Consider the following 26,560-nt stretch of genomic DNA (forward strand, 5'->3'; position numbering starts at 1 on the left):
TGATTCGAGCCTGGATCGATTCCTGGCTCAACCCAAATGGGAAATATCGGTTCAACGCAGGAACATATTTTTCTGGACTGGCAATAAAATTCTTTTTGACTTCCTCGGAAGGAAATAAATAAGTACGGCCATCATAAACTACAGCATGCTGGGGCGAGCCTTTGACAATTTTTTTGCTTTTCACCAGACAGACAGCACAATTACCATCCAGGGCGACTGGAGCTTGCTTTGCTTCTTTTGCATCGAGCATCGGGCCAGTTAAGGCGATCGCTGTCCACATTACGGGTACCATTAAAAATCGAGTCAACTTCATCAAATTCTCCTGAAATTTATACTTTACGTTTTTACTGTTGAGGCTGAGCCTTTGAATTGCTTCAGAAACACCACTCTTTGTGACATCATGCGTTTCATTAGAACGATTCCGGTCTCATAAGTCATACAGCCATAAGTCATACAGCAAGTATTAACATGCCCAAGTATTACCATGCCTCAGGAACAAATCTGTGGAGTATTTCACACTCCCAACATGTTTTTCACTTCTCACAAATCGATTCCATTGAAAGAAAGCGAGATCACAGGGTAGCGTCTCAGAAAAATCAGTCTTGCATGAATTTACCAAGTATTGATAATGAAGATCTCTCTCCCAGAAATCTCATTTTCAGACATTTCCCAAGTCCTCTCTCACTATCTAGTTATAAAAAACCAGGTGCCTTATGTGGTGCACGAATTGCCAGTCGGATGTGGCTGCAGAAGTCTCTGCAGACTCTAAGCGAGTATATTGTGCGATCTGTAGTAATGATCTCGGAACGACCGCGGCTGCACGTATTAGCGATAAAACTCAGGAAGCCCGCAAGCTATTAGCCCGCTGGTCAAATCGCGAGGTATTGGATCCTTATGGTCCTTTGGCCAAATCAGAACTTCGACCCACATCGACTTCGCCTCTCTTCAATCAATCGGAAACTCATCCCCTGGAATCGATGCCGCAAACGTTTGCTGAACAGGAACGAACTAGTGAGGAACCCGCTGCTTACCAGACTCCGGTAGAAGAGTCGACTCAGGAAAACGTATTTCAAACAGAGGATCATATTGCAGACACAGCGATTGAAGAGCTCGAGTCTGTTTCCTTTCAAGAAACCGCAGTCCCAAAATTGCATGCGGAGTATCATAATATTCAGACTTTGATTGAAGAAGATGATCAAAGCCCAAACTGGCTGGCGCTGGTGGGACAATTAATGGCCTATGGTGGAGTCGCCGTTCTGACAATTGGAACAACGCTTGTCCTCTGGGGCTATTATGGCGGTCCCGCAAACTATGCCTCGACAGGCTGGCTGATCAGTACCGCCGGACAGATGCTGTTGTTTCTGGGTGTAATTACACTCGTCTCTGCAGGTATGGAACAGGCAACCACATCAGTGAGCCGACGGATTGATTCACTGAGTCAGAGGATTTTTCTGTTTGAAAAGGCGCTACTGGATCAACGGGAATCTCCAAAACATCAAAGCAAAGATTCACAAGTGCCCCCATCGGACTCGATTGCCCCTGAAAGGGCATCCCGCAAGTCAGCCTGAATTGTCCCTGTCAGTCGGTGTGGTTTATCCTTATTGAGATCTGATACGTTTCGTTACCGGAAGGACTCGTCTTCGAGAGTTAACAAATGCTGCTTGAGCGAGGTCCCCTGAGGTGCGGAAAAGCCTCCCAGTTTTCCTCCGGATGCAATCACTCTGTGACAGGGAATGAGTATCGGAATTCGATTGGACGACATCACAGTTCCGACAGCTCGAGCGGCACGGGGTGCTCCTGCTTTCTTTGCTAGATCGCCATAGGTGATCGATTTCCCGTACCCAATTTTTTTTAATTCACGAATGACTCGTGACTGGAATGTTGTCAACCGCGGCAAGTTGATTTTGATATCCTGGAATTCAACGAGCGCTCCTTGAAAATAATCCTGGAGTCTTTCGTGTAAATCCGGAAACCAGTTTTTTTGTTCGATTTTTTCGCCGGAGTTGACCTGATCTGAGAGATTGAGAGCCTTGACTGCTTGATGAACATCAGCCGCAGAGTGGTGTCCGATTAGAAGCCGATCGACAGTCTCGGCGCGCCCTAAAAGTCCGCACCAGCCGATTTCCGTAGAAAAAACGGATATTTTTAAGGGTTCAGATTGATCAACGGCAGCTTTATGTGATGTTCCAGAAACAGCTTTCGGAACTGAGGCAGTACTTTGACCCATCTGAAATTCCCCGATAGAATGGTTTACATCGAAAACGTATGAATTCACTTTCTTTCATTTTAAGATTCGTGTTGCCGAAAACACAAGATAATAGAGCCAATATGCATCAATACAGTATGTTATCCGACGATTTTTTTATTAATCTGAATTTGTGCACCGAAATGACGTTACCTTCATCGCGGGAGACTGTGCTGAACTTTTTTGAACGGGTACAAAAATCATTTCCCTCAATGCAGAACTTTTATAACCGTGGTGAAAACGGTTTCATGCTGGAGGAAGATAAGAAAGAGACCGGACGCCAGCGCTGGATGTCTCTGGAAACTCAGCGTATTTGTAGTGGTTACTTGAATCCCAATGACCCAGATGATGGTCTGGAGCAGCATCAGCTGATGCTGGAACTGGTACCCTACATGCTGTCCGTCAGTCCGCTGGATTGTGAAGCCCTGGATTATGTGGTGGGTTTTGACTTTTCTTATCAGGGGAATCACGATGCATTAGTGGCCGAAGTTCTGGGAACGAATCAGGCCATCGACAGCCTGTTACAGATTCCGGGGTCGCGTGCTCTCAACTATGAGCCTGCGATCACTCTCAGTCTGGACGACACCTGCCGCTGTCAGGCGCGACTTCATATCGAGACGCGAACCAACGCCTATCAGGTGAGACGTGAAGAATATTCCGATGAACAGATTTCTGTCTTCTTTACTTTACGACAGTATGGAAGTCTTTCTGCTGACACGAAACTGGATGAAACCATGCTGAATCTGAAAACCAAATCGGATCAGTTGATGAATGATTATGTGATCGATCAGGTTTTGCGACCTTTAGCTCAAGCAATTTCCACGAAATAAAGAGTGATTTGTAGAATCCGGGTCGAGCAAGTTTCAAAAAGATTCAGACCCTTATAAAGTAGTAATCAAAGCGTGCATCCATAAACATCAAACTCAAAGGGGATTCCTTCGTGGCTTTACCATTAAGCGATTTTGCTCAGTCTCTTACCGTTGAAACTGCCTTCAGCGTTCTGGCGATAGCCAAACAGTTAAAAGCAGAGGGAAAGGATGTTGTCGAACTGGAAGTGGGAGACAGTCCTTTTGACAGTACGGCTTCTGCGAAATCAACGGGTATCGAAGCCATACAGAATAACCAGTCGCATTACTGTGCATCGCCGGGGATTCCTGAGTTCCGAAAAGCTGCTGCTGAATTTGTATCGCGTGAATTTCAGGTCGCTGCCAAACCGGAAAATATCGTTGTCGGACCGGGGGCCAAAGTTTTTGAGCAGTTCTTCTGTGAAGCGTTTTTAAATCCCGGTGATGGCGTACTCGTCTTTAGTCCTTATTTCCCTACCTATCTGCCTAATATTCAACGCCGTGGCGCACGCATGGTTTTGTCAGATCTCAAACAGGAAAATAATTTCAGCCCTGATCTGGCTGACATTGAAAAGTTTCTGGCAGAGGATCCTGCTCCAAAAGCGATCTTCCTCAACTCACCGCATAACCCCACTGGAGGCGTCATTGCTGAAGCCGACCTCAAGGCGATTGCCGATTTGATCCGCGGCAAGAATATCGCTGTCTTCAGTGATGAACCTTATTGTCATATGGTTTGGCAGGGGAAACATCACTCGATTCTGGCACAACCGGGAATGATGGAGCAATGTGTTTCGGCTTATACTTTCAGTAAATCTTACAGCATGAGTGGCTGGCGTCTGGGCTTCTGTGTTGCTTCTGAAGAAATCGCTGCTTCGATCGGGAAAATGGTTAACACGACTCTTTCCTGTACACCTCCTTTAGTACAGCTTGCTGGTGCTGCTGCATTGAATTGTGATTCCCAGGAACGCGATGAGGTCATGTTGAAGTTTCGGGAGAAAGTGGTTCTGCTAACGAATAAGTTGAATCAGATCGAGAACTTTCATGCCCTTGATCCACATGCCACGTTTTATGTGTTTGTCAATGTCGCTCCCGTCTGCAACGAGTTAGGAATTACGAGTCACGGGCTGGCGCTTTACTTACTGAATGATGCTGACGATGATTTCGGAATTGCGTGTCTCGGTGGAGAATGTTTTGGTGATGCAGGTCACGGATTTTTGCGATTCAGTTGTGCCGAGCCCAATGATCGGCTGGAACAGGCGATTGACTTTATTCCAGTAGCCTTGTCCAGAACAGATCGAATCAGCGGATATCTGGAAGCAAACCCGTCTGCGCGTCTGAAATCACCTTATCCTGTTTAAAACCCTGCATCATTCAATTTATCTGGCAGGCAAATCAGTAGCAGAAAAAACACGATATTTCAGGGATGTTATGAATCGTTATCAAACACTGATTCGCATTGGGCTCATTCTGTATTGGATCCTGCTGTTTACTGCGACTCATATCCCGATTAAAAAAGGAACATTGCCACAAGGGACTGATGTCCCCCTGCATTTTATCGCTTATACGGGACTTTCGTTTCTTTTGATTTGGTGGCTCTCCTTCAAATGGGATAAACTGACTCCCTTACGCCTGCTCGTCGTATTTGTGGGAGTGAGTTTGTTTGGCGTACTGGATGAACTGTTGCAGGGAATTCCCGTGTTACGGCGCGAGCCAAGTGTTGACGACTGGGTGGCTGATACCCTGGGAGCGTTGTTGGGAATTGTGATATTTCTACTGGTACGCAAACCCTGCCAGCGACTTTTCAACCGATTTCAAAACGATGACGCATCGTGAATCGTGCGATTTTTGACTGAGCAATGAGTTCAAAACCAGGATCGCATTCTCGCCTGTGGCCTACACTTCTTTGCTGGCAGAGGGAGTTCGCCAGTTGCGTTTCGATTTATTCAAGAGTGCAGCCGCACCCGCTGGTCCCCATGTTCCTGCATAATAAGGCTCGGGAGTATGGTCGGCTTGCTCCCATTGTTCTAGAACGGGTGTTACAAACTTCCAGGCCGCTTCCAGCTCATCGCTGCGAGTAAACAGCGTTGAATCACCTCTCAGTACATCCATCAGCAGGCGCTCGTAGGCTTCAGGCAAACTTTTGTGGTAGGCATCTTCAAAAGCAAAGTCCATTGTCACCGGCTGAATCTGATATTGCATGCCGGGCCGTTTGGTCGAAAACTGCATTGAAATCGACTCTTTAGGTTGGATACGGAAAATGAGCTCGTTTGGTTTCCGTTCCACCAGAGAGCATATATCACCATCGCACTCGACGGTGGTAAACAGATTCATGGGAGGATGTTTGAATTGGATGGCAATTTCACTAACGCGTTCAGGCAATCTCTTACCCGTCCGTAGATAAAAGGGGACGCCTTCCCAGCGCCAGTTTTCTACCAAAACTTTCATTGCAACAAATGTTTCTCGACGTGAATCTGCGGGCACGCGATCTTCTTCCCGATATCCGGGTACCGCCTGGCCAAACGATTGTCCCGCCGTATACTGACCGGCGACAGCCCAGTCTGAAACATCGCCTTTGCTTCCCGGCGAGAGTGTTTTTAATACTTTTAATTTTTCGTCACGAATTTCTTCTCCGCTGAATAGCGCGGGAGGTTCCATGGCAATTAAACACAGCAGTTGCAAAACATGATTTTGTAATACATCGCGCAAGGCGCCCGAGCGGTCATAATAGCCTCCTCGACCATGTTCTATGCCCTGTGATTCTGCCACGGTAATCTGTACGTGATCGACATGATTTCGATTCAAGAGTGGCTCGAAGATTGAATTACTCAGTCGGAACAATAGAATATTCTGTACGGTTTCCTTACCGAGATAATGATCGATTCGATAGATCTGGTCTTCACTTAAAAGTTCGCTGAGCTGCTGACTCAATTCCTGTGCAGATTTCAAATCGTGGCCAAACGGTTTTTCGATCACGACCCGCAACCATTCTGCATCAGAATTTCGGGGTACCATCTTTGCACGGGAGAGTGCCTGAACGGCAGGATAAAACAATGAAGGAGCCGTCGCTAGATAAGCAACGCGTTTGGTGATGATATCCCCGAGAGTTTCGCGTTCTACCGCTTCGATGGAGGCTTTGAGTTTTTCGTGGTCATTTTCGTTAGTGATATCGACTTCACGATAAAACAGCCGTTTGGAAAATGAGGCCCATTTTTCATCAGTCACAGTGCCCGTACGTGTAAATTGTGAAACGGTATCTCGTTGTTCGTTTCGAAATTGTTCATCTGTTTTTGACCGTCGCGCCAGGCCGATGATCGGAAGATCTGCAGAAAGAAAGCCATCGCTCCAGAGATCGAACAGTGCGGGAATTAATTTTCGGGCAGTCAAATCGCCTGAGGCACCAAATATCAGAATGGTCGCCGTCGTCAGATCTATCGAAGAATTTGAGTTGGCCATGACTTACATCCATGTCTTTTTAATGAAAGTATATTTCTATGAGAATGAAACGTGTATTTACACACAACAGGATTTCAGATTTTTGCCGAAAGCTGTTCAATGAGGGAATCCAGTTCGCCTTTGAGCCGCGGCAAGATTTCATCATATGAATAACGGCCTAAAGACTCGCTCCCTTTTTTCAGATTGACATAATTCGGACCACACCACAGTCCGAGATCTGCGTCATCTGTTTCTCCAGGCCCATTCACCCTACAACCCATCACTGCAATCGTAATTTTGTAGTCTTTGGCATACTCGGTCATTTGTTTGACATCTGCGGCAAGATCGACAAACACTTCGTTTTCGACCCGAGAGCAACTGGGACAACTGATGATGTTTAATCCTGGCAAATCATAATCGACCACGGTTCGTACACGACCAGCGGCGATATCTTTTAAAATCGTGTGACCTGCTTCAATTTCTTCGCCTTTGCGATCATTGGGAACGGTCAAGGAAACGCGGATTGTATCTCCGATGCCTTTACTGATAAGTTGCTCAAATGCCATTCTCGTTTTAATGACTCCATCCGGAGGCATCCCTGCTTCGGTCACTCCTAGATGCAGGGGAATATCCGGACGTTTGGCAGCAAACCGCGTATTGACTTCGATGACTTTAGCCGGATCGGAATCCTTGAGCGAGACACAAAATCGAGTAAAGTCAATCGATTCCAGAAATTCGCAATGATCCAGAGCGCTTTCCAGCATGGGTGAGATCGAATCATGGGGATCATATTTTTCCAGTTTTGCCGGATCGACAGAGCCGCAATTGACTCCGATACGCATCGCACAATCATTGTCCTTTGCGATTTCAGCAATAAATCGGACCTTCTCCTGCCAGTGTTTTTCTGGTTCATGATGATACAGGTGTCCCGGGTTATATCGCAGTTTGCTGACATAAGGCGCGATAACTTCTGCCAGTCGATAGTTTTCCTGCAAATCGACGGTTAATGGAACCGTTGTCTGTTTTCTGATTTCGATGAGTGCAGCCGCTTCTCGTTTGTTGTCGACTGCGATGCGTACAATATCAGCCCCCGCCTGCTCGAGTGAGTGAATCTGGGCAACGGTTGCATCAATGTTGCTGGTTTTGGTCGCTGTCATACTTTGGACGGCAATTGTATTTTTGCCTCCAATTACAACTGTACCTATACGCACTTCTCTGGTTGGATTTCGGGGTAACTGCAAGTTGTCTGTTCCTTTAAGAAAAGATTGCTGAGGTCTCTCAAGCTCACGAATTGTAAAAGATCCCGGGTCCAACGTCCATTCATGAAAAAAGGAGAAAATTCAATTGGGATTGACAGATTTTAGATGTCGATTTACAAGCCGTCGGTCAATTAATGACATTTTATGCGAAAACAGCGGATACAAGAAGTAGGTGGGATAAAAAATGAATCGTCATATGGCATGGATGCTGGCCGTTTTGTGTCTGATTTCAGGCTGTGGTTCCGATACGCAACCGACTTCACAGCAAGCGGTTAAACCAAATCAAACAGCAGAGAATTCTGTGCAAAAATCTGTAAAGGCGTCCGAACCCACCTCAAAGGATGCAGCGCAACAGGACGCTTCTTTACAATCCGCGGAAGGGAATTCTCTTGAGAGGACTGCTGGTAATGCAGCCGACCTCAAAGAAGCGGAGAATTTATTCCTTGAGGCGATCGCGTTTCAGAATCAGGAAAATCTATCAGAAGAGAAACAGAGAAAACTGACAGAAGCAGAGCGGATCAAACTGGCAAAAGAGAGACAGGAAAAACTGGTTAGTTCGGTCAAGTTCTTATCGATGGCGATCAAATTGAATCCACAGGAATCGAAATACTATTTTCGCCGGGGAAGTGCATGGGCAGATCTAAAACAGGATGCAAATGCGATCGTCGACTTAACAAAAGCAATTGAGATGAGCCCGAACAATGCTCAATTTTATTCTATGCGTGCTTTATTTTTCCTAACGCGTGGAGGTAGCCAATTGGCAATCAAAGATTTTACCAAAGTGATTGCACTCAACCCAAAAGACCATCAAGCTTATAACAACCGGGGTTTATTGTTTGCGACATCTGGCAAACTAAAAGAAGCTCGGGCCGACTTTGAAGAGGTCTTACGTATCAAACCCGACAGTATTGATGCTATGAACAACCTGGGGTTTGCACTGATGAATTTAAATGAGACAGATAAGGCATTTGAGGTCTTGAATCATATCATCAAACTGAATCCCAAATATCTGAATGCGTATGACAATCGTGGTCTGGCCTGGCAAAAACAAAAGAAATTTGCCAAAGCTGCTGAAGATTTTACCAAAGCAATCGAACTTAGCCCCCAGAATCTGAAATTTTATCGGCAGCGAATGGTCGCATATGAAAAAATGAATCAACCAGAAAAAGCCAAGGCTGACTCAGAAAAAATTGTCTGGTTGCAAACGTTAGCAGGTATCAATGATCGCATTGCTAAGGCACCGAAAGATACTAATCTGATCCTGGCACGGGCACAATTTTATCTGAAATCAGAGATGCGTGAAGCAGCGATGACTGATTATGCAAAAATCGTCGAACTGACTCCGGATACCGGGAAGGGGTACTTTATTCGCGGTGCCCTCTATCTGGAGGAAAACAAGTTGGATCGCTGTATTCAGGAGTGTTCACGTTCCATCAGTATTCAGCCTAACCCGGAAGCGTATTCAGTTCGTGGTGATGCCTTTATGAAGCGTGGCGATTTCGAATATGCGCTGCGTGATTTCGAACGGGCTAAACGGATTGACGAGATTGTTGCGAAAGCCTATCTAATGCGATCTAAGTCGTTCAAGAAACAAGGAAAACTTAAAAAGGCGGCACAAGACTTTGAACGTGCCGTTGCGATAGATCCTGCCTTAGGTCCTGCGAAGTTGAACAAAGATAAAACGGTTGGAAAACCTGTCATTCGTCCGATCAAGTGAGGCAATTTTAAATGAATGGTGGTTTTCTGGACGACGCGGGATTTTCAGACAGTCGTGATCAGATCTCTGACGCCTATTCGATAGATGATCTGTTGTTCGTCAGTTTCAACTCGCGTGTGATTGCATTGAACCGGGATACGGGCAATCTGTTATGGTCCTGGAAATCATCAAAAGGCAGGTCAAATATGGTCCTGGAAATCATCAAAAGGCAGGTCAAACTATGTCGCAATCCTGGTCGATGACGAACAGTTATTCGTTTCCATTGATGGTTATACCTATTGTCTGGACCCGTACACGGGACGTGAGATCTGGTTTAATCCTCTGAAAGGATTTGGTTACGGTATTCCCACAATTGCCACCGCGGAACTCAACACGAATTCTTCTGCGGCTGCCGAGCTAAACGCTCGCGAACAGCAAAGCCGGCAAACACACACGCAATAGCCTGAATTCAAGATAGCAATTCGGCGTTTGTCAGATGCCAACGATTGGGGTCGAGAATCGTTTCTGAATCGAATTCTTTATTTTGTGGATTGGCATAAACAAAGACCTTTGTTTCGCCGTGTCGTTGAAAAAATCCGAACCGGGAAAATAGCTTCCTCACTTCTTCCCGACCAAAATAATTAATGACAATCGAATCCAGTCCTACTTGTCGGCAATGATTACAGAAAGCCGTCAGCATCAGTTTCAGTGACTTCATATCTTTAAAGAAAAAATCTTGTATCCCCGCTGCGTAATCACCATTGCGACCTGATTCCCCCATAACATAAACGATATATCCCAATAGTTCCTGATTGTAATTTTCCAGTGTCATCACATGAAATCGTGTATTGGGCTCTTTGCGAAAACGCCATTCCAGAAAATCACGAGATCGATCTACCGTCATGAGCTCGCCTGAATATTTTGAGAAGAGCGTTTCAAATCGACCATCGATGGGGGCATCAAAGTTTACTTTATTGCGGTGAGTCAAAAAAGTTCTCGATTCAAGAGAATACGCCCTCATTGCCAGATCAATGAGGCTTGAAGCACTTTTCCTCAATATTGTGGAGCGAATTTTATCTTTTAATTTATATTCAGATCGAATGGGTTTCACCCAATGCTGAAATGTTCCCACTTCTTTGTAGCGGCAGCGTTTGAAAATAGCTGCTGCGTCTACAGTCATGCCATAGACGAAATTAAAATCCGTCTCCGGAAGATGTGAAATCAGAGCGCGTTGCAGTTTCAGAGCAGCCTGGGCAGATCGATGTTCTTTATCGATATTAATTGCTTCTGCCTGTCCAACAAAAATTGGTTTGCCATTATAGCTCATGCGACGAGTCAATAAACCTGTTGAACCGATGAGTTGTCCAGCTGCTTCTTCTCGGGCCAGCCAGCAATAGTTATCTCCAAACGGATTCTGATGATGAGTCCAGTTAAACCATTGCGCATCGGTTTTCTTGAAATTCCGATTAATCAACGAAAGCAATTCTTCCTGATTGTCACTCGCAGATGCCTGAGTGATTGAATAACCCATGCTTTAAGAACCTGTTCAAGTTTTCTAACTGGCGACGAATTGTGGTGATAACTAACATTCATGAAGTCTAGGTCACTCACATGGGAAGTCAAATTGAATCCAAGCGGTTGGGCATCAGTGATCAAAGTCATAAACAGCAGGACTGTCTTCAAGCAGAAATTTGATTCGCTATCATCCGGTTGCATAAGTACTTAAGAGTAGTTCAATGAGACCCCTGTTCGCTTCAGGAAACTGCAGTTCAGGAAGGGATTTCACAGGAAACCAATTGAAGCCTTTCAGATTCTGGTCGATCAAATCTTCCTGAAGATGAGCGGGCTGGCATAACCAGAAATGTAGTTTCACATCTGCATGCTCATACGAATGCTCTTGATAAAGCAATTCTTTTAAAGCGATGACTTCGAGCCCCGTTTCTTCCCGGCACTCTCTGATGGCACATAAACTGGCTGGTTCATCAGTTAAACATTTTCCACCCGGAAATTCATGATATCCGGGTAGCGGAGATTCGGTATCTCGAATGCCAACCAGGAAATGCCGTTGACATTCGACAACGGCAATCCCAATTTGATTCGTTTTCCGGGTGTTCATGTCATCATCCGTTGCATTCCGGAACCGTCTCTATGCTCTGTGAGCCTTTATCGGTCCTCAGTCACACGGCCAAAAATCATGCGACCTGCGCTGCTTTGCAGGACACTGGTGACGACAGCATCTACATCTTGCCCCACGAGATGATTTGCCTGTTCACAAACTACCATCGTTCCATCATCCAGATATCCGACGCCTTGCGCCTGCGATTCCCCTTCTTTGATGATTTTCAATTGAATATGTTCTCCGGGCAAGTAGCGGGGTTTCAAGGAATTGGCGACATCATTGAGGTTGATTACATCGACTCCCTGGACGCTGGCGACTTTATTCAGATTAAAGTCGTTAGTCACCACTTTTCCACCAAGTTTTTTCGCGGTAACCACTAATCGCTGATCAACGGTGAGTCCTTTTTCTTTGTCCGTTTCATTCGCATCATACATGGATATATCTATGTTGGGATTGTTCTGCAAACCAGAAAGAATATCCAGGCCACGTCGTCCGCGAACACGTCGAACTTTATCGCTGCTGTCTGCAATATCCTGGATTTCTTTCAGAATAAAATCGGGGACGATCATTTCCGAATCCAGAATTTTTGTTTCGACAACATCCGCTATCCGTCCATCAATGAGCGCGCTACTATCAAGCACCAAAGGACGGACCCCTTTCAATTCACGTGAAAATTCCACATAGGGGACGATGAATCGAAAGTCGTCCTTGGTTTGGAGTAAAAAAGATATACACAGATAGGGCAAAGTCAGGGTCGTAATCATCACGACTCCCTCTCCCCAGGGAGTTTCTTTAATCACAGGTTCGAGGGCCTGGATTAACAGATAACTGAGGAGCACTCCGACCAACAGCCCAAAATAGATGGCTGACATCACTTCAATTCGCTTGCGGCTGATAAGAAGATCCAGACAGGTTACTCCCTGTGTCAAGATCATCAAAAGCACAAACGCGATCAGAGGATATTGATCGACTGGACTGGGGGGATTGGAACTGACAAAAGTGGCAATGGCTCCCGCACAAACGAAGGCGTAGAGCACTCGGATACTTATTAACAACATGTTAGATAAATCACTTTAAGTATAAGACAAACATTCTAGTTATTTGTTCCCATAAGTACCCTGTATGCTAACATGCTTTAAAAAAACAGATAATGTAAGTCCACGAACTTAGTTCGGACTTGAACCAAAACATTCCTGTTCTCCGGAAAACAATATCAGACATCCAGAGAGTTTGGGAATGATTTTGAAATCGGCAAATGCAAGCTTTGTCGAATCATCTCAGTAAATTCATAGTTCAGTCAACCTGACGAACTAATCTGGCAACGAGATTTCATCTCTCTAAAAATCAGCAGCATTCCATCCATTCGTGAATTCAACAGCCTGAGGATGCTCTATTTAGTTCAGGACCTCGTCTATTCCTTCACCAAATTTTCTGATGGCATCGAACCTCTGATCGCTGTTTTCGTTAACAGATGCCGACATAACAAAATCATTGTGTGATCTCCCAAACACACAACATATTTCAGCCTGCAATTCTCAAAATATTGAACCTTGTATTTTCAGGCTGTTATATTAAACCTTTTGCCCATTATGAGCAAAGGGATACTCGTTCACTATATCCAAACGAAAACTTGTACGCCACTGAAAAGTAATCAGTATCAAATGATTCTGAAACATAATCGCAATCTTTACTTATACAGTAAGTATTTATTCGGAGTGACTTTAGAATCGACAATGACTTAAGTCTCATTGGTGCCACGCAGTTTTCCGGCAGAATAAACGGGCATGGAATTTACCTTCCAGAAAGTAAGGCATCCCGTTCTATCCACGAACAAAAGATTGGCTTCTCTGAAAGATAGATATCAAAACGGGATGGAAGGTTCCCGGAAAATGGGGCATGGCGTTAGCGAATTTGCGTTATTTGTAATAAGACAGAATTTTCACAAGCCTGTGTCCAGGTTTATCGTAACGTCTTCAAGGCCATTTGAAACGAATACAATAGAATGAAACGTGTTATGGTCAAATGGGATACGTTCTAGAGAAGAACATATTTTCAGAAACAAAAAGACATAAAAAAAGTGCTCACGATCATGATGAACTGTGAGCACTTTCATTCCAATTTGAACGAGTCTCTGTCTCTTAACTGCCTGCGCTGTTTCCATCCACGGGGGGGGCAAATTTGATTTTTTCGATGTAGCGGATGATGTGCTTGCCTGAAGAATCGAGGCGGCCCGTACAGGCACTGACTGCCTTCAGAGTGTACTCATAATGCAGGTTGTAGTCAGATTCGATTTCGACCTCCATGTCCTTGGTAATAGGGTTACCAGGCTTGCCGATAATTTTTAGAATCTCATTATTCAAACCGGCAAAGACGTTCGGGCCGTTGCCTAGATTCCTCTGACCCAGGCGAATTGTGTTCAATGATCCATCTTCATTTGCCACCAGCCGCACCTTGATGTCAGGAAATATTTGTGGTTCATCAGAAGCGTCTGCGCTGTCAGTGATCGGCATATTGACGTTAAAATCGCCTTCCGGCTCAACAATATTCAGCGTCAGCATAAAGAAGATCAAAAGTTGAAAAACCACATCGATCATCGGTGCCATTTGGGGCTCGATCTTTTCAGCTTCTCGACCTGAACTGCGTAACTTCATAGGAATTGATCCTGCAATGATAGTATCTGTCACATTGACAGTGATTTCAAAAATTGTCGCTATTGAGTCTTTTGTGTCGCCTTGAAGGCAAACTTGGTAAATCCATTTTCCTGAGCGATCTTAATTAGATCCTGGACTAGCCCTGTTTTTACCAGAGCATCCGTTCTTAAGATCACAGGAACCTCTTTCGGGTCCTGATTTTTCTGTTTGTAAATTCGTGCTTCCTGTTCGAATTTTGGACCAAACTGCAATACTGGAATTTTTTCACCGTTATAAAAAATATAAGCTTCGGGGTCGGTAATTTCCCCCTTATCATTTCGCTCAAAACCAATATTCAACACCAGTTCGTCAGCCGCTTTGACTTCTGGCGGTTTTGCCAGTGAGTCCGAGGGCAGTTTGACACGTTCATCTGCCTGGATCTGTTCAAAGTTGGTAATCACCATAAAAAACGCAATTAATTGAAAGACAATATCAATCATTGGCGTCATATCGATTTCAGCGACTGCCGGTTTATTGGATTTTATTCTCATTGAATCACTCTCTACTCAAACAGGATTTATTGCCTGCAACTCTCTATTGCATGCCATCTGTCTGATCGCTCCAGGTATTATTTCGAATTTGAAGAGAAACGGTTCATCAGACTTTCGCTGATCATCCCCACTTCGAGTGAAAATCGAGAAACGCGATTTCGAAGCAAGCTGTAGAAAATCATTGCTGGAATCGCGACTGTCAAACCTTCCAAGGTCGTAAACAACGCGGTGGAAATACCATCTGCCAGTTCCGAAGGTTTGGGAGATGTGGCAGAATTCGCAATGGTCTGGAAACTCAAGATCATACCATAAACGGTACCCATCAGTCCGATCATTGGTGCGATGGCACCAATCAACGCCAGATAACTCAGTTTGTGTTCCATGGCCATATTTTCATCTTCGCCGACTTCCTGCATGCCTTCGACGGCCTCTGCATAACCCTGATTGAGTTTACTCAGGCCGGCAGCCAGCACGCGCGCCACGAATGAGTCATCGCTTTTCGCTAACTCGTAGGCACCCTGATAATCTTTCGTGTTAATTTTTTCTTCAAAGGCGGCAATCAGATCTGGTGGCATGAGGTTATCTCGTCGAATCGAGAGTACATTAGCCATGATCAACGCGACCATTAAAAACGAAAGTAAAAGCAGAATCAAACCGAAGAAACCAGAGGCACGAATCATCCAGGACAGAAAGCTTTCTGTTGCCGCTGCCGGGGCAGCTGCGGGAGCGTCGCCACCACCTCCTGCCGCGGGTGCCTCACCAGCGGGAGCCGGAGCTGGCGCTGCAGCAGGGGCTTCGCCCGCTGGGGCAGGAGTTGCAGCGGGTGCTTCGCCCGCGGGTGGTGTTTTTGCAGCGTCCTGATAAGCCCAGCTATTGCTGTTCAGGCCGAGCGGCGTCAACACCACTGCGCAAAGAAGTAATATGCTCAGGCTTCGGTAAGCCAGTGAAGTCTGATTCCGTTCCAAGGAATTCCCCATCATCATCGTTGTGGTCTCCGGTCTACTGAAAGGAGTGTTAATCGTGGATCACTTGTGACTGGACATTAAAGTCTTTTTTCAAGTTCCTGCTATTATTTATAGGTCAAAATTGCATTGTAAAGGGAAGACTCACTGAATCTTTGCAGCAATCTGACATTCGTCTCAAAATATCAGCTTCCTGCGGCTTTTTTGGACCATTCACTGTTTGGATACTGCTGTTGCAGGATGGCACGGGCTTCTACGCCTCGTTCCGGTTTCTGTACTTTTCCCCATAATGTGGATAGATGAAAGAGCGCCTGAGCATGAATCGCAGGTTCTTTTGAAAACAGAACATCGATATGCAAATAGGCGATCAATGCCTCTTTGGATTCACCTAATTCTCGAAAGCAGTCTCCCTTTCTTAAATAGGCTTCTGCTAGAAGAGGGCTTTGCTGCGAACTGGTAGTTTTGATAATTTCATCAAGAATTTTGATTGCTTCTTTTTGCTTTCCGTCTTTTTCGAGACATACGGCACTTCCCAGTTGTGCTGCCCGCTTGCTGGCTTGCTCTGGTTCTGTTTTCGCATCCATTTTGGCTACTGCGTTAAACGCGGCTAAGGCACCTTTGATATTCCCTTGTGCAAGCATTACACGCGCCTTCATGTTTTTGGCATCCATCTGGTAATCTTTCCAGGGAGACCTTTCTACAGCGCCGAATGCGGTATTCGCTGCCGTGTAATCTTTTTTCGCCAGATGGGCTTTGCCGAGCAGTTTCATTGCCGAGTAATATCGATAATGATCTCCATTGGCTTTGACAAACGTATCGAGCATTTTAATCCCACCATCCAAAGCAGCCGGGTTAGAGAGTGCACTTTTGGAGGTCGCCCTGGCAATCATAAACTGCAAATCTTTCTTTAGATTGGCGCTCCCTTTCGCTTGTGCTTTTTTATACTCTTCTAAGGCGGCAGCATAATTCCCGTTTGCTTCCTGATTCCGTGCGATATTGAGTTGTGGTGGTTCTCCATCCCAACGTATGCGCTGCACTTCATTTGCAGGAATCTTGACGCTTTTTGTCCCACGTTGTAAAGTCAGTTCTGTCTTAGAATATCCTTTGATATCTCCTAACAGCGGGCTGCCGCTATTATATTGATAAATCGTATCTGCTGCTTCGAGGCTTGAAACTGACAAAACTGGCAGAGTTGCCAGAAGAATCAATGTAGACCAGATCGGGCACTTCATGAGTATATTGCTCCTCAACGATAATTGATGTCTCACCGCGGTTTGAGATTCCGTCTGATGCTCCCGAATCAACGGGAAGTTTCAGACGTCTTTGGAATCACCTTCCGGACGAGGTCGTGACTGTTTTTGTTGTTTTGCCTGTGCGGCTTTTTTCCTGGCAATTGCTTCTTTACGAGCTGCAATTTCTTCGGGCGACATTTGGGCCAGTTTGGCTTTACGAGCCGCGATTTGTTCTGGTGTTAATTTTCGTTTCTCTTTGTCCGGTTCACCTTGCTCCGGACTCTTTTTCGTTTTAACTTTTGCTGGTGCTGATTTTTCCGGCGCTGATTTCTGCTGTGGTTTACCAATGTTAATGTCTGGCAGAGAAGACTTTGCTGGCTCAGATCTACTTGATTTAGTAGCCGGCTTCGGCGCTGAAATTTCAGGCGGTGCTGAAATCAGTGGCGGTGCGCCCATATCTGCGGCCAATTGATAGGACGACGGCCCTTTCTTTCCAGGCTTCAATCCGAAGAAGTAAAAGGCGACAGCACCTCCCACTCCCAGGAGAATGACTGCCAGGAATAAAACCGTATTACTCCCCCCTGTTGCCTCTGAAGGATCGGCAGATTGTTGAGCGACCTTCTGTTGCGTGTTAGTGGGTGTTGCAGAATTGAGCTGCTTATTTTCATTTGAGGCTACCGTTTCGGTAACAGAGACAAGCCGCTCCAGGTCTTGAGGATCTTCTCCTAGATCGGTCTGAATCTTTCGATAGAGCTGATTGAATCGCTCCCAATCCTCGTCTGACAGATCGACGCTGATCTGACCGAAGACGTTCGTCTCGTATTTCGCCTGTTCAAGCTGCTTGGCATCATTCTGGGCCACACCATATTTGTGACGGCATTCGATGTTATTGTATTGGGCGTCATAATACATTTTCTTCAAATCGTCGCGACCAGATGAAGCCACTGAACCTTGTAACAGGCGGGAGAGATAGCTCCAACCTCGAACGAGGGCCCCGTCTTCGAGTGTCTTTCCCTGAATGGCTTCCAGGTATTTTTCTTCAGTATCCGGCTGACCACTGGCTGCCCAGTTCTGTAAAATGGAAGCCGCTTCAAACTGAACTTCAGGTGATTTGTCTTTCTCTTTGAGAACCGGTGTAATCAGTTTTAGTGCTTCTTCAAATTCTCCCTGTTCCCGTTTACAATTGACGAGACGAAGCGTGATCCCCACCTGGAAATTCCCGGGAATGAAATCGCCTGTCGCTGCCTGACGTTTCTGAATTTCTTCAAATGCGGCAGCAGCTTTGTCGTAGTAATTTCGGGCGATGGTCGGATTCTCACTGGCTCCCTGCCCCATCCCAAAATAGGTTTCACCGATCCAGACCAATGAACCGTAAGTCTGGTCTTTTCTCTTAAAGATATCCGACAAAAAAGTTTCCAATGACTTACGGACATCATCGATGCGTTTGGTATCGCCGGCCGCCTTCAGGCGTTCAATCTCTTCTGTGATTTTTTCACCCAGTTGACGATACATCTCGGTAATTGATTCACCACCAGTCCCCGATGCAGAATCTTCTAACTGTTTCATCGCCTTGCGGGCCAGTTCAATCTGTTGCAGACCAATGTAAGCTCGTAGTTGAAGTTGGTAGACGAGGTTTGCAAATTCACTGCTTTGAACCCCGTTGGCAGGTCGTTTTTTGCCTTTCGCAAGATGAATCGCTTTCAAAACCGAATGAGGGTCTTTGCCTAGAATATCGATGGCCTTCTGGTATTGGCCATTATTAAGCTCAATCTGTGCGAGTGAAGTTTTCGCGGCTGTGAGATTTTCTGGAGTGGCTGCCGTGGGTGGAACTAATTTCTGAGTCGCTGCAATCCCGGTCAGCAGATGTTTTTCAGCCAGTTTAGCCCATTCACTCACATTTGCAGGTTTTGTTTCAGATCGACGTGACATGCTCGTTAGATAGCTGTTCCAATAGGCTTGCCCTGCCCTGATTTGCGCATCGACATATTGTGGAGCCGTTACAGGAACTTGTGAATACCATTTAGCGGCTTCAGCCGGTCGATCTGTTTGACTGTAGATATTGCCCAACTGAATTTTTGCATCATTGGCTCGGTCGCTTTCGGGCCATTTGGCGGTAATCAGATTGCAAACACTTTCCATGTGCTGATTATCAACATAACGCTGCTCCTTAGGAGAATCATTATAAGCTTGCAGGTAACCAGCCAACGCCAGATAGGCCGCATCCAAGGCAATCTGGGCACTGTCCTTGTCATGAAAGTTCGCAATATATTCACCTAGAATCGCACATTCGTAACTGCGTCTTAGATTGTAATAGGTATAGCATAGGAGAAATCGTGCGTGATCCAATTCCTTAGGGTCTGTTTTGGATGTTGCCAGCTTTAAAGCAATTTTCAGAATGCGAGCCGTTTCATCCATAAACTGGTTGAGTACAACCTGAGCTTTCTTTTTCTCTGGTGCCGTTTTGGCAGCGGCAACTTTGTCTTTTAAACTCTTGGTCTGTTTAACACGGTCTTGCCCTAAACCATACGCGGTCTCGAAGTCTTCGGGATCTCCGCCGGACCTTCCCCTTAGACGGGAATTGATTCGGCCCACCATCAGACGGGAGACATCACGATACTTGCCTCGGAAAGCATTTACAAAACGGGCGTTCGTTAAAGCCTGACGCAGGATGCGTTCCTGATCAGCCTTTTTTGTGCCTTCCATATTTGCCAGTGCTTCCTGAGCACGAGATAACTCCCACATAATTCCCTGACCGATGGCAGTCCGATTCCGGGAACGATTTTCTCGCAACCACTGTTCTGATTCGTTGATAACCAGTTGATAATCTTTTTTCTTCTCATCATTGAGACAGATCAATCGAAATTGCAGGATATTATCTTTGAGCTGTTTTATGGGAAGCGACTTACCGGGATGACCTAGTAACTCATTGTAAATCCCCAGCGCCCGTCCCAATTCGCCCTGTTCCTCAAAACACTTTCCTTGCCACATGCGGGCATACAGTCCCCCCACCTGACTACGATATCGCTCGTGAATTTTAGCATATTCCTCAGAAGCCTTTTTCAACAGGCGGTTGAAGTCGGCGCTGCCGGGATCATAGGTTTGCGCTTCTGCATAAGTACACTGGGCCAGGTCAAGTTGTGCACTCATGAATTGAATTTCGGCTTTTGCCCTGGCTTTATACTTTTCGGGCTCTTTCTGTTTATCGATAAAAGTAGCAGGAAATGATTTCCAGGTTTTTTCATGCAGATTATAAGCCTTTTGAAAAATCGCTCGCGCCTGTGCAACCAGTTTTCGCGCCGCTACCTGATATTCTTTTTTATTCCCTTCAGCTGGTGACCGTGCTTTTCGGCCTTCGACCTCTGCTTTTTCAAGAATAATTTTGCCGCGTTCGGTATTTGCGGTTCCCGCTTTGGGGTGATTGGGGCTTTGCTTCGCAAACAGTTCGAGTTGTGCCAAGGCCAGATTGAGCGTTTCCTCCTGATCTTTTGGCAGTTTTTGCGTCCTTGAAAACACCATTAAAGTCATGGCACGTTCAAAGGGAATTAATTCTTTGATCTCTTTGGGTGTTTCTTTGGCGGCAGCAATCTGATCGAGATATTGCAGAGCCGTATCGTGATAATTCTTATCGCGTAATCCCTGCAGGAACTCAAGATACTGCTCTTCAGCAGATGTAGAGGAGACGCAAGTCAGAATCGTAAACAGACTCACAATCGAAACTAAATGGAATAGACGCATATTATTAATTCCATTGCCAATGAACAAATGAACCTAAATTGAGAAACATGAGGAGCCTCGCCTGCGAAATCAGGTAAAAAAGGCAGTCGTATAGAAAGGAAGTACCTCGGCTGTCATTATACCTACTTCTTATGCAAAATGTTCGCTGATCGATTGGTAATTTCTGGGACCTGTGAATTTTCCAAAGCTGAGAGAGAACCAATCTTTACAGAAAACATCTATAAATAACAGCATATCCCGATCGCATTGTCTCTGCAAGAAAGATGCCTCGAATCGTTAATATTTCCGGCGGTTCAGCCAATGAGTCCGTAAGACCGACACTATAAATAACGAGTTCCATTTGATTTGTTTACCACTTTTTTCATGAGAAGAGCAGAGTAAAATGACTCTTGTTCACGTGAAGGAGAAGTAAAGAGCGGCAAATCAAATCATCAGCGAATTTGACGATGGACTGAAATGTCTATATAAGAGGATTCAACGCAGACGAATAAATCAACTCGGAGAGGTGGCAGAGTGGCCGATTGTGCCGGTTTCGAAAACCGGTGTGCCGCAAGGTACCGGGGGTTCGAATCCCCCCCTCTCCGCTCATTTGATTGCCGTTGAGTTGTAAGCCTATAACTCAGCGGCATTTGCTTTATCTGGACCGCTCCAGAGCTTCCTTTTTGTGGCACAATTTGTGGCGTTTTGTGGCACGGGGGTTCTCTGAAAGGTTCTGTTGATGAAGCAATCATCAAAGCAAAATCGTAAGACAACATTCCGAATCGGCAAAGTCCGTGGCGATCTGCGTGGGAAAATCTGGTATCTCACCTACCATGAAAATGGCAAGCGTTTGCGACCCAAACTTGGTCCGGACAAAGAACAAGCCCGGCAGATGGCTGCCCGTATTAATTCTCAGCTCGAGTCTCATACTCACTCAGTCTTCAATTTCGAGCCAGTAAGTATTGATGATTTACAACAACGCTGGCTCAACCATCACGAACAGGTATTGCGGTCCTCATTACAGACCATCCGCCGTTACCGGGCTGCGACAACCCATCTTATTAATTTTATCGCGCAAAAAGGTGTCGCTTCGAAAACATCTCTGTTCCAGGTCGGACATGCTGAAGAGTTTGTACATTACCTACGCACAATCAAAGTCGCTCCCAATGGTCATGCGAATTCCCAGAAACGCCACCTGCTCGACAAAGGCATCAAATACATCCTGCAATGTTGCCGAAGCATGTTTGGCTACGCGATAAAACGACGGCATCTTTCTCCGTATGCCGAAAACCCATTCTCCAGTCTCGATCTGGACCGCATCCCAATCGAAAACGCTAAAGTCATTTCCATTTTCAGTCCCGATCAGGAGAAGGAATTTCTGGAAGCCTGCGATGATTGGCAGTTCCCAATTTTTCTTACGCTCATACTGACGGGGCTCCGACCAGGAGAACTCACCCACCTGCTGCTACCTGATGATCTCGATCTGAAATCGGGAATGCTCTACATCAGAAATAAACCTCATTTAGGATGGCAGGTCAAGACTCGAAATGAACGCGATATTCCGATAATAGATGAACTGAGAGATGTCCTGAAAATCACCATCGGCGACCGACTTACAGGCCCAGTCTTTTTGCAACGCCGTTACACGTCAACCTCCGTACGACCTGAGTTAACTGGCCATACTGATAAGCAACTCGAAGACTTACTTAAGAAACGTGTAGTTAACACAGAGAAGAGCTCTGGTAAGACATTGGACAGAGTTCAGTTGATGAAACTGGCACGAAAGATCTGGCGCGATTGTGGTTCCTTAAAAACAGACCGGATTCGAACAGAGTTCATTAGATTGTCAAAAGAAATCGATCTTCCTCAATTCACTGCTCCCAAATCGCTGCGACACCTGTTTGCCACCAGTCTGCAAGACGGGAACGTAGACCCGTTAATCCGAAGTGAGTTGATGGGCCATTCCACTTCTGCAACGAATGGAGCGAGCCACGGTTTAGGGATGACTGCAGCTTATACTCATTCACGCCCTGAAACGAAGCGAAATCAATTAAAGGATGCATTGATGAATCGACCTGGGAGAAAAATAGCTCGAGGCTGGATTAACAATCAATTCAGAGAGAGAGTACTTTATGATCCATAGTGAGAAGATGTGGTAATTTCTTGTTGCATTCGCTTCTGGGAGGTTTTAATATCAAAAAAAACAATACGTACACTTATACGCAAAACCTTTAGATTGTCGATTCATTATGAAAATGAACCTGTTGCTCGGATTGACATCTATCATTGTCATTTGCGGGTTGACGATTCTCCTGACAGGGGAACTGAATGGAAGCTTACCTAAATCCCCCCTTATGGTCGACAATAAACCGGAAAACGGAACCACCGATTCCCGAAAAGATGATTCCATTCTCAGAGATGCAAATTACAACTCCACAATACTCGACCCCGACCCAACCTACAAAGCAGATACTGAGAGCACAAAGTCACAAAATGAATCAAAGCTTGATTTGTCGAAGTCACCAAAAGTAGACCAAAATAATCGGCCATCCAGCAAGCAATACCAAGCATATCTGCAAGCTCTGAATTCAGTTCCACTGCCTAGGGGACGATTGGTCATTCAGGTTAACAGCGAAGCAGGAGTTGCTCTCGCAAATCGATACCGAGAACAACGACGTGCGGCCAAGCGAAGCCCTGTCAGGTCATTTTCTTCAGACGTAAATAATCAGTCAACAAACCCTCGCCAGACAGCAATGGAAAGCGCCATTGCCAGCAATAATGGTAAGCCCTCTGTAACTATCCCCGCGCGAGTTACGGACTTTACCTCAGCACGACCGTCTTACGCCTCTCAGTCGAGTACACAAACAAATACTCGATCAAAAACTGATCGATATTACGATCCTTCGTATCGCCCCTCCGTTGGTCATCACTATGTTAATAGCCACATACGTCGGGATGGCACATTTGTGAATGGGCACTTCAAAACAAACTCGGATGACAGCTTTGCAAACAATTGGAGTTCCTTTGGCAACGTCAATCCACACACAGGTAGAATAGGTACGCGTCGGCCTCCTTCCAACTATAGTGGTGGGAGTACATACGTTCGAGGCTACTATCGCAGCAATGGCTCATTTGTCTCAGGGCATTATCGCCGAAAATAGATCCCCGCCGACTTACAACGATGGAACGATATACCGCTTTATTTCAGAGAGACACGAGTACGGATTATTCCGACTGACACCCAAATATTATTGGGAACGCTTTCGTTACCGGGGATGCGAATTGTTGTCAGTAACCTAGCCCTTGTCACTTCATCTCAGCTAAATGGATCTTATGAATTAGTGTTAAATGACGAAAGACACTCTCCACTCCGATCCCTTTAATAATATGGCAATGACAATTAGCTTTTCTTCGAAATGATTGACCAGAATGCCCTGTTTTTATCATCAAAATCATATGTTGTGTCGTTAACAACATGCATTTCGATACCAGTCCCTTTCTCTGGGGGATTATAAACGCGAAAAGTTATTTCTGGGTCGACTTGTAAGTTTGTAATACTTGCCTGATCTTGATGAACCTCAAGCTGTGCGAGAGTCATTTCTTGTCGCTGATTTTCTTTTGGGGCATGCCCTCGATCAATAATATGTAAAATTCCGTCTGGTCGAAGAATGAAATGTCCCATTTGATAAACAATGTTCTGGACTTTTAATCTGTACTCTGATGCATTCGAATCCACGATCCAATTAAGAGGGGATGTTCCGATATTCCAACATGCAATTCCATCAAATGGTGCATGTTCCCTAAGCCATACTTCAAGTCTTTGATCTTTCAGAACGTTACCTTCTAAAAGCAAAACTCCCTCAACAGGCATCTCTGCCAAGATATTTTCATGTCTTATTTCATTCTTGCCAGAGTGTTGGGGGGGAATTTCGCTAAGTGGTACAGCAGTGAAAGGGATTCCAGCATTTTCCAGATTTTTCTGAGCTAATTCAAAGCAATATGGGTTTTCTTCAATACTAACTATGACCGACCCGTTCTTGAATAGGGCCATTGTACCGCTAGCATCGCCAGTTCCGACTTCCACAATTCGATGATAATCTTTTAGAAATTCGGACATCCAAACATAATCGCCTTGGGAACTAAAGAGTGAAGCATGCCCACTACTCCAGTCTTGAGCATATTTTTTTTTATTTGATCAATAGTCTCTTTTGATTTCAATTCTGCTGATACTTTCTTCTTCTCATTGCGTATCTTGCGAGCCTGTTTAGCTGCTCTTTTCTTATTATTCATTCGAAATCCTTTTTGTGTCTTACTGTAATATGTTGTGCATCATAAGTGTATTTATTTACTCAGGATTCCTGAACTCCTTGTTAGTATTTTTAGAGTGTCACACGTGCTACTCTTTTATCCTTCTATAAGTCAGAGATAGTTGTAATAAACTACTGGTTGAGCCTAGATACCGTTCGGCCGAAAAATCGAAGTTGAATAGTATTCGAGAACTTATTATTTCGATTTTTTTTTGTAATTTGAAATCAACCTTCACTCAAAATAAATTGATTTGCATTATCACGAGTGATGTGTTTACGTCCTCCGGCTCCCAATGGAATAAGAGTTCGTATCTTCCCAATTGAAACGTAAATATCAGAGGGCACACTCTTACTACCAGGAAGTTTAATAAAGGGTAGCAACTTTCCAGACTTTAAACTCTCATTCTCCCATTGGGGAATCATTCGAATAAAGGCATTTAGAGCGTTGGCATTTTTGACAACTTCATCGAAATCTACTGTCAAAGAGATGAACTCATGTATGATCAGTACTCCCAACTTAGCTTGTTTGTCTTTGGCAAGCACTGCAGTAGCAGCTAATGCAGGAAAAAATTGGTACTGGAGAGATTTGATCGAATCGTCAACCTCTTTGCCCATAATTCCATTTGAAAGCTGGGAAACTCGTTTGGGTATATTGCTTCGGGCGATTTTTGCTCCCTCTGCCAGTTTTTGCTTTACAGAGGGTCCAGCCGTTTCATCTGCCTTGGCTTCCACGGTAATGACTACCGGCTTCTTCCGTTTTGTTTTTCCCCATAATGCGAGGTCTGCATTTCTCTTACCTCCACCGAACTCGTCAAAAGCGATCTCCATTTCTGCGATGGCGTTATCAATTATTAGTCCTTTCGTCTCATTTCGACCGGATAAAATTGCTGTTAGTTCTTCTGGACAGCGAATTTCACCGTACCTGCAGTAAGCCTGGGCTAGTTCTTTTGCACTTCGATAGTCTTTCCAATGAAATGATCCACGGGCTGGTGGTGCGTAGGTAAACCAGTCATCAACAGTGTTGATTGTAGGACCATCTTCTGTTTTTCCTGTTAAATTCAACCCTTAATCATCCTGTTATTAGTAATCAATGTTCGCAAATAAGAACTAATCACACCATTTCCTGAAGCTGAAACTTATCTTCATAACTATCACGTTGAGCCTCTGATTTCAAAAGAGGGGTGTCATACCAATCAGGCTCATATTCACTAGTCTCGATGTTGTTATCTTCCTTTATATTTGAACTGCCAATAAGTTCTAAGAGGGGGAGTTCTAAGACATCGCTGTTGTCTAGCAAAAACAATCTATCTCCTTGACCAATAAAAAAATCCGATGCCTGCATTTTAAGAGAGGAAATATTCTGAGTATCGGGATATTCATTTTTGACAAATTTGCTAACTGCGTCTGGAATGGAAAAAAAGGCACGATTGGTATGCAAAAATAAGTGCCCTGCCTTTGAGTAGATACCGTACGCACTACCTGTCAGTTCTGGATAACTTAAAACACCTAGCATGTCAGGCTTATCCTGTCGTAATACGTCAGGAATAAAAAATACAATGCGATCTAGG

The 26,560-nt window shown here is 45.1% G+C and carries 24 protein-coding genes and 1 tRNA gene; 9 read left to right on the top strand and 16 right to left on the bottom strand.

What is annotated here, in order from left to right; translation table 11 throughout:
* The coding region (locus tag Q0668_RS24770) for a YHS domain-containing protein (RefSeq protein ID WP_298869238.1) at positions 1–313 on the bottom strand (313 nt) is incomplete at its 3' end.
* A 400-nt stretch (positions 314–713) separates the two neighbouring features.
* Here Q0668_RS24770 and Q0668_RS24775 point away from each other — a divergent pair.
* Positions 714–1,568, top strand: a complete 855-nt coding sequence (locus Q0668_RS24775; RefSeq protein ID WP_298869239.1) for a hypothetical protein — start codon at positions 714–716, stop codon at positions 1,566–1,568.
* Positions 1,569–1,621: 53 nt separating this feature from the next.
* Here Q0668_RS24775 and Q0668_RS24780 read toward each other — a convergent pair whose 3' ends face one another.
* Positions 1,622–2,227 carry a methylated-DNA--[protein]-cysteine S-methyltransferase gene (locus Q0668_RS24780; RefSeq protein WP_298869240.1) on the bottom strand — a complete coding sequence of 202 codons (606 nt, stop codon included), beginning with the start codon at positions 2,225–2,227 and terminating at the stop codon, positions 1,622–1,624.
* A 188-nt stretch (positions 2,228–2,415) separates the two neighbouring features.
* Here Q0668_RS24780 and Q0668_RS24785 point away from each other — a divergent pair, with 188 nt between their 5' ends.
* The 3 genes from Q0668_RS24785 to Q0668_RS24795 all read left to right on the top strand — a co-directional run bounded on the left by Q0668_RS24785 (position 2,416) and on the right by Q0668_RS24795 (position 4,923).
* Complete coding sequence (locus Q0668_RS24785; RefSeq protein ID WP_298869241.1) at positions 2,416–3,075, top strand: hypothetical protein; 660 nt, start codon at positions 2,416–2,418, stop codon at positions 3,073–3,075.
* Positions 3,076–3,185: 110 nt separating this feature from the next.
* On the top strand, positions 3,186–4,448 hold the full coding sequence (locus Q0668_RS24790; protein ID WP_298869242.1) for a pyridoxal phosphate-dependent aminotransferase: 1,263 nt from the start codon (positions 3,186–3,188) through the stop codon (positions 4,446–4,448).
* Positions 4,449–4,518: 70 nt separating this feature from the next.
* Positions 4,519–4,923, top strand: coding sequence for a VanZ family protein (locus Q0668_RS24795; protein WP_298869243.1), 405 nt, complete (start codon positions 4,519–4,521; stop codon positions 4,921–4,923).
* Between the two features lie 60 nt (positions 4,924–4,983).
* On the opposite strand, the gene zwf is transcribed toward Q0668_RS24795, so the two are convergent.
* Together zwf and ispG are read right to left on the bottom strand one after the other, a co-directional pair.
* The gene (gene zwf / locus Q0668_RS24800) at positions 4,984–6,543 is read right to left on the bottom strand and encodes a glucose-6-phosphate dehydrogenase (RefSeq protein WP_298869244.1); all 1,560 of its coding nucleotides are present in this window, start codon (positions 6,541–6,543) and stop codon (positions 4,984–4,986) included.
* Between the two features lie 74 nt (positions 6,544–6,617).
* Positions 6,618–7,763: a (E)-4-hydroxy-3-methylbut-2-enyl-diphosphate synthase gene (gene ispG / locus Q0668_RS24805; protein WP_298869245.1), complete on the bottom strand. Its 1,146-nt coding sequence runs from the start codon at positions 7,761–7,763 to the stop codon at positions 6,618–6,620.
* A 202-nt stretch (positions 7,764–7,965) separates the two neighbouring features.
* On the opposite strand from ispG, the gene Q0668_RS24810 reads away from it, so the two are divergent.
* A complete protein-coding gene (locus tag Q0668_RS24810) occupies positions 7,966–9,498 on the top strand; it encodes a tetratricopeptide repeat protein (protein WP_298869246.1) in 1,533 nt (510 codons plus the stop codon).
* 11 nt (positions 9,499–9,509) lie between these two features.
* On the top strand, positions 9,510–9,740 hold the full coding sequence (locus Q0668_RS24815) for a hypothetical protein (RefSeq protein WP_298869247.1): 231 nt from the start codon (positions 9,510–9,512) through the stop codon (positions 9,738–9,740).
* Positions 9,741–9,946: 206 nt separating this feature from the next.
* Here the strand turns inward: Q0668_RS24815 and Q0668_RS24820 are convergent, their stop codons facing one another.
* From Q0668_RS24820 to Q0668_RS24855, 8 genes are all read right to left on the bottom strand, one after another.
* The gene (locus tag Q0668_RS24820) at positions 9,947–11,008 is read right to left on the bottom strand and encodes a GNAT family N-acetyltransferase (protein ID WP_298869248.1); all 1,062 of its coding nucleotides are present in this window, start codon (positions 11,006–11,008) and stop codon (positions 9,947–9,949) included.
* A gap of 171 nt (positions 11,009–11,179) precedes the next feature.
* Positions 11,180–11,593, bottom strand: a complete 414-nt coding sequence (locus Q0668_RS24825) for an NUDIX domain-containing protein (protein WP_298869249.1) — start codon at positions 11,591–11,593, stop codon at positions 11,180–11,182.
* 47 nt (positions 11,594–11,640) lie between these two features.
* Positions 11,641–12,654 carry a PIN domain-containing protein gene (locus Q0668_RS24830; RefSeq protein ID WP_298869250.1) on the bottom strand — a complete coding sequence of 338 codons (1,014 nt, stop codon included), beginning with the start codon at positions 12,652–12,654 and terminating at the stop codon, positions 11,641–11,643.
* A 1,080-nt stretch (positions 12,655–13,734) separates the two neighbouring features.
* A complete protein-coding gene (locus tag Q0668_RS24835) occupies positions 13,735–14,247 on the bottom strand; it encodes a biopolymer transporter ExbD (protein ID WP_298869251.1) in 513 nt (170 codons plus the stop codon).
* 59 nt (positions 14,248–14,306) lie between these two features.
* Positions 14,307–14,777, bottom strand: a complete 471-nt coding sequence (locus tag Q0668_RS24840; protein WP_298869252.1) for a biopolymer transporter ExbD — start codon at positions 14,775–14,777, stop codon at positions 14,307–14,309.
* Between the two features lie 77 nt (positions 14,778–14,854).
* On the bottom strand, positions 14,855–15,760 hold the full coding sequence (locus tag Q0668_RS24845; protein WP_298869253.1) for a MotA/TolQ/ExbB proton channel family protein: 906 nt from the start codon (positions 15,758–15,760) through the stop codon (positions 14,855–14,857).
* Positions 15,761–15,924: 164 nt separating this feature from the next.
* Positions 15,925–16,971, bottom strand: a complete 1,047-nt coding sequence (locus Q0668_RS24850) for a tetratricopeptide repeat protein (protein WP_298869254.1) — start codon at positions 16,969–16,971, stop codon at positions 15,925–15,927.
* Positions 16,972–17,052: 81 nt separating this feature from the next.
* Positions 17,053–20,706 carry a hypothetical protein gene (locus Q0668_RS24855; RefSeq protein ID WP_298869255.1) on the bottom strand — a complete coding sequence of 1,218 codons (3,654 nt, stop codon included), beginning with the start codon at positions 20,704–20,706 and terminating at the stop codon, positions 17,053–17,055.
* Between the two features lie 499 nt (positions 20,707–21,205).
* Between Q0668_RS24855 and Q0668_RS24860 the strand changes: the two genes are divergently transcribed.
* The 3 genes from Q0668_RS24860 (at position 21,206) to Q0668_RS24870 (ending at position 23,846) form a co-directional block, all read left to right on the top strand.
* Positions 21,206–21,290 (top strand) — tRNA-Ser (locus tag Q0668_RS24860).
* A 134-nt stretch (positions 21,291–21,424) separates the two neighbouring features.
* Positions 21,425–22,828: a tyrosine-type recombinase/integrase gene (locus Q0668_RS24865; protein ID WP_298869256.1), complete on the top strand. Its 1,404-nt coding sequence runs from the start codon at positions 21,425–21,427 to the stop codon at positions 22,826–22,828.
* A 106-nt stretch (positions 22,829–22,934) separates the two neighbouring features.
* The gene (locus Q0668_RS24870; protein ID WP_298869257.1) at positions 22,935–23,846 is read left to right on the top strand and encodes a hypothetical protein; all 912 of its coding nucleotides are present in this window, start codon (positions 22,935–22,937) and stop codon (positions 23,844–23,846) included.
* 239 nt (positions 23,847–24,085) lie between these two features.
* On the opposite strand, the gene Q0668_RS24875 is transcribed toward Q0668_RS24870, so the two are convergent.
* From Q0668_RS24875 to Q0668_RS24890, 4 genes are all read right to left on the bottom strand, one after another.
* Positions 24,086–24,802, bottom strand: a complete 717-nt coding sequence (locus Q0668_RS24875) for a hypothetical protein (protein ID WP_298869258.1) — start codon at positions 24,800–24,802, stop codon at positions 24,086–24,088.
* Positions 24,787–24,975 carry a hypothetical protein gene (locus Q0668_RS24880; RefSeq protein ID WP_298869259.1) on the bottom strand — a complete coding sequence of 63 codons (189 nt, stop codon included), beginning with the start codon at positions 24,973–24,975 and terminating at the stop codon, positions 24,787–24,789. The genes Q0668_RS24875 and Q0668_RS24880 overlap by 16 nt, the downstream gene beginning before the upstream one ends.
* Positions 24,976–25,217: 242 nt before the next feature.
* The gene (locus Q0668_RS24885; protein ID WP_298869260.1) at positions 25,218–26,054 is read right to left on the bottom strand and encodes a hypothetical protein; all 837 of its coding nucleotides are present in this window, start codon (positions 26,052–26,054) and stop codon (positions 25,218–25,220) included.
* A gap of 49 nt (positions 26,055–26,103) precedes the next feature.
* Positions 26,104–26,560, bottom strand: a 457-nt coding sequence (locus Q0668_RS24890; RefSeq protein ID WP_298869261.1) for a hypothetical protein, incomplete at its 5' end; no start/stop codon positions are given.

This window comes from uncultured Gimesia sp. (genome assembly GCF_937910335.1).
In the GTDB taxonomy this organism is placed as follows: Bacteria; Planctomycetota; Planctomycetia; order Planctomycetales; family Planctomycetaceae; genus Gimesia.